Raw genomic sequence first — 3,782 nt, 5'->3', positions numbered from 1 at the left:
GAACTCGCGACATCAACCATGGCAAGGTTGCGCTCTACCACTGAGCTATTCCCGCATGCGGTAAAAATAAAGCGCGATTGTAGCCTATAAATTTTCATTTGTCAATAATTTCTCGCTTAAATTTCATAAATTTTTACGATTTCTCCAGCGCGAACTTTGTCGCATTCGGGATCAGCCAAGAAAAAATGCGATGCCGCAGCCAGCGGCCTGATGCGCCCCGAAGGTGACGGCATAGGCGTAAAAACTCCGCCTTCATATGCGCCTACGGTTAAATTTACTCTGCCGCTTTTTAGCTTCAGATCGCTTGCGAGCTTGGCATAGATCGCCGCTTCTGCGCTAAAAGCCTCGCTTGCGCCGCTAAGCTTAAATAGTATCGGCAGTATGACTGCGCGCGTAAGCACGAAAGCAGCCATCGGATTGCCCGCCATTGCAAAGACGAATTTGCCGTCTTTTGCGAAGCACTTGCTGGGACGGCCGGGCTTGATATCAATGTGATCGAAAACCTGCAAAAATCCAAGTTCACTCATAGCACTTTGCATAAAATCCGCCTCCCCGGCGCTTGCACCGCCGCTGGTAATTAGCACGTCAAATTTACGCGTAGCAGCGTCTAGCGCCTCGCATACCGCGCTAAAATCATCCTTTAAAATCCCTAAATACTCATTTTCAAAGCCGTATTTTTGCAGCAATGCAGCAATGCCACTAGAGTTGGCGTTATAAATTTCGCGCTCACTTGCGCTCTGCCACGGCTCTTTTAGTTCGTTTCCACTGGAAAATAGGGCGATTTTAGGACGCGCGTAAACGCTTACTTCGTAAATTCCTTGCGCGGCAAGAAGCATGATTTTAGCAGGGTTTAAAATTTCGCCACGGCGCAATAAAAGCTCGCCCGCGCGCACCTCCTCGCCTTTTTTACGAAAGCCGTCGTGAGCATGAACGAAAGCAGGGATTTTTAGAGTTCCACCTTGCGTGTCTACATCCTCTAGCCTCGCGACAGAGTCTGCGCCCGCAGGCATTGGCGCGCCGGTCATTATCTTTTGCGCTTGCGTAGCCTTGATTTCGTAAAATTTCTCATCTCCCGCAAAAATCGTAGGCTCTACGATTTTTAGCTCTTCGTCTTTGAAGTCCGCCGCATAGGCATAGCCGTCAAGCGCCGAATTATCGAAGCAGGGCAGGTTTTTAATCGCAGAAATATCGCTAGAAAGGATACGACCTAAGGCGCTGGGAAGAGGCACCATTTCGCTCCGCCTGCTTGATGTGATTCTAGCCGTAGCCAAATCTATAGCCTCATTTATTCCTATCATTTTAAGTCCTTTTTATCATTTTTTTACATTTTAAATTCGCGCAGTTAATACTTCGCGTGACCTTAAATTTTATGTTGCGCCAAAGCTTGCAAAGCAAAATTTTACCCAAATAAATGCGCGAAATTTTACGGGCTCAATTGCCTTATTTTAATGCTAGTGTTACTTAAAATTTCAAAACATTTCGCTCGTAAAATTCCACTTTGCTTGCTTGCGCAAGATTTTATTCCGAAGTCTTCATTCCTCGAGCCTCTGTATGTCCGCGCCAAGCGCACCAAGCTTAGCCTCTAGTCTCTCATATCCGCGATCCAGGTGGTAAATTCTATGTATTTTACTCTCGCCGCGCGCCGCAAGGGCGGCTAAAACGAGTGCCGAGCTGGCGCGCAGATCGGTCGCCATAACGTCCGCGCCGTTTAGCTTGCCGCCGCTAATCGTCGCGATGTGTCCGTTTAGGCGGATATCTGCGCCCATTCTTGAAAGTTCGCTAACGTGCATGAAGCGGTTTTCAAAAAGCCTCTCGTCGATGGTGCTGACGCCCGAGGAGATGCACGCAAGCGCCATAAACTGCGCCTGCATATCGGTAGGAAAGCCCGGATATTCGCTCGTGATGATCTCAACTGGTTTGATCTTTGAGGCGGGCAGGATCGTGATCTCGCCGCCGCCGTTTGAAATTTCAAATCTAAAGCCCATATCCTCAAATTTTGCAAGCACGGCGCCAAGATGAGCTGCGCAAGCGCGGGTGATCGTGATGCGGGAGCCGGTGATTGCGCCTGCGCACAGATAGGTGCCTGCTTCGATGCGATCGGGAATGATCGAAATTTCGTTCAAGCTTAAAAGCTCGCCGCCGCTTCCTTTGATGAGGATTTCGTTCGTGCCGATGCCCTCTATGTCGATGCCTGCGTTTTTTAATGCGTTGCAAACGGCGATCACTTCGGGCTCTTTTGCCGCGTTTATGATATGAGTGGTGCCGCTTGCTAAGGCAGCCGCCATTACGATATTTTCGGTGCCGGTAACGGTAATTTTGTCAAAATTTATAGTCGCGCCCTTAAGACCCTTTTTTGCGGTGCAAACGACGTAACCCTGCTCGATCTTAACCTCCGCGCCCATCTTTTCAAGCGCGCTAAGGTGCAGATCGATCGGTCTGGCGCCGATCGCGCAGCCCCCCGGAAGGCTTACCTCGCAGTGTCTAAACCGCGCTAAAAGCGGCCCCAGCACCAAGATCGAAGCGCGCATTTTACGCACTATGTCGTAGATTGCCTTGGTCGAGCTTACCTCGCGCGGATCGATTTTGGCGGTGTTGGCGCCAAGAAACTCGCACTTTGCGCCTAAATTTGAAAGCAGCTGAATTAGCGTGTGGATATCGGAAACCGCGGGTAAATTTTTAATTACGACTTCGTTTTTTGAAAGTATAGATAGGGCTATGAGCGGCAATGCAGCGTTTTTTGCACCGCTTATTTTGACGCTGCCGCTTAGTTTTTTGCCCCCGTTAATTCGTAGATAATGCATGATTTCTCCGTGTAAAATTTCGGCGATTATACAGAATTTAGCTTTAAAGTTACCATTTTGTTACCGCCAGGCGCTAAAATTGCGCACAAATTTAATCGTTACATAATTTTATAAGGATTTTATATGAAACAACTAATTATTTGCGCTTTGGGTGCGTTTTTGCTGGTCGGTTGCTCCTCAAAAGCCCCGTCTACCGGCAGCCAGCAAGCGTATGTCTTAAACGATCATGAAGAAGGAATAACTTCGGTGCCAGGAAGCGAGTTTAACCGCCCGCTAATCGCATCTGTGGACGATTACACTGGCACTCGTGCTGGAGGGGACTGTAGCGGATTTATCACCGTGCTAAATGATAAATACGATGATTTATTTTTCAATTCAAAAGATCTGCCGAAGTACTTCACAAACGGACGCAAATCCCAAGCAATATATAATTATTACAGCCGTAAAAATTTACTCAGCAATACGCCGCGAGTGGGGGATTTGGTGTTTTTTCAAAACACCTTGCGTTCTAACAAAGGCAAGGTCAATAACGAAATCAGCCATATCGGTATCGTGCGCGAGATCTATGCCGATGGTCGCGTGAAATTCGTCCACAATACTCGTGGTAGAAATCAAGCGGACTTCGTAAATTTAAATAAGAAAAACGTCCATGTAGCGGGGCAAAAGATGGAAAATAGCTATATCGTCCGCTGCGGCAAAGACCGCATAAGCTGCCTAGCATCGAACCGCTTCGCAGGATACGGACGAGTAAATAACTAGAATTTTTAAAATTCTTTCACCATATTTTTTTTGGAAATCTTTTCATAACTTTTGAAATTTGTTAAATTTATGGAATTTTGCTAGACCTTTTAAAAATTCGCGGCGGTTTGATTTAGGCTCTAGAATTTCAAGTAAAATTTTGCAGATAATTTAGCTTGGGATTTTAGCTGTAACCTAGCTTTGTAGAATTTATTAAATTCCTAAAATTCTAATCAAATTTTA

General features: G+C 46.6%; 3 protein-coding genes. 1 reads left to right on the top strand and 2 read right to left on the bottom strand.

The window, feature by feature from the left end; all coding sequences use genetic code 11:
* Positions 1-116: 116 nt before the first annotated feature.
* Positions 117-1,298: a molybdopterin molybdotransferase MoeA gene (locus Q0174_RS07155; protein WP_298042848.1), complete on the bottom strand. Its 1,182-nt coding sequence runs from the start codon at positions 1,296-1,298 to the stop codon at positions 117-119.
* 234 nt (positions 1,299-1,532) lie between these two features.
* Positions 1,533-2,801 (bottom strand): UDP-N-acetylglucosamine 1-carboxyvinyltransferase, encoded by a 1,269-nt coding sequence (gene murA / locus Q0174_RS07150; RefSeq protein ID WP_298042847.1) that lies wholly within the window; start codon positions 2,799-2,801, stop codon positions 1,533-1,535.
* 123 nt (positions 2,802-2,924) lie between these two features.
* Here murA and Q0174_RS07145 point away from each other — a divergent pair, with 123 nt between their 5' ends.
* The gene (locus tag Q0174_RS07145) at positions 2,925-3,560 is read left to right on the top strand and encodes an NlpC/P60 family protein (protein WP_298042846.1); all 636 of its coding nucleotides are present in this window, start codon (positions 2,925-2,927) and stop codon (positions 3,558-3,560) included.
* Positions 3,561-3,782 lie beyond the last annotated feature (222 nt).

This window comes from uncultured Campylobacter sp., assembly GCF_937996225.1.
Lineage (GTDB): Bacteria > Campylobacterota > Campylobacteria > Campylobacterales > Campylobacteraceae > Campylobacter_B.
Note: the sequence above shows the minus strand (reverse complement) of the source record. Positions and strands in the feature narration are given on the sequence as shown.

Bases quoted from the DNA above. Each gene is read 5' to 3' on its own strand.
- Q0174_RS07155 (WP_298042848.1), bottom strand. From the start codon at position 1,298: ATGATAGGAATAAATGAGGCTATAGATTTGGCTACGGCTAGAATCACA.
- murA (WP_298042847.1), bottom strand. From the start codon at position 2,801: ATGCATTATCTACGAATTAACGGGGGCAAAAAACTAAGCGGCAGCGTC.
- Q0174_RS07145 (WP_298042846.1), top strand. From the start codon at position 2,925: ATGAAACAACTAATTATTTGCGCTTTGGGTGCGTTTTTGCTGGTCGGT.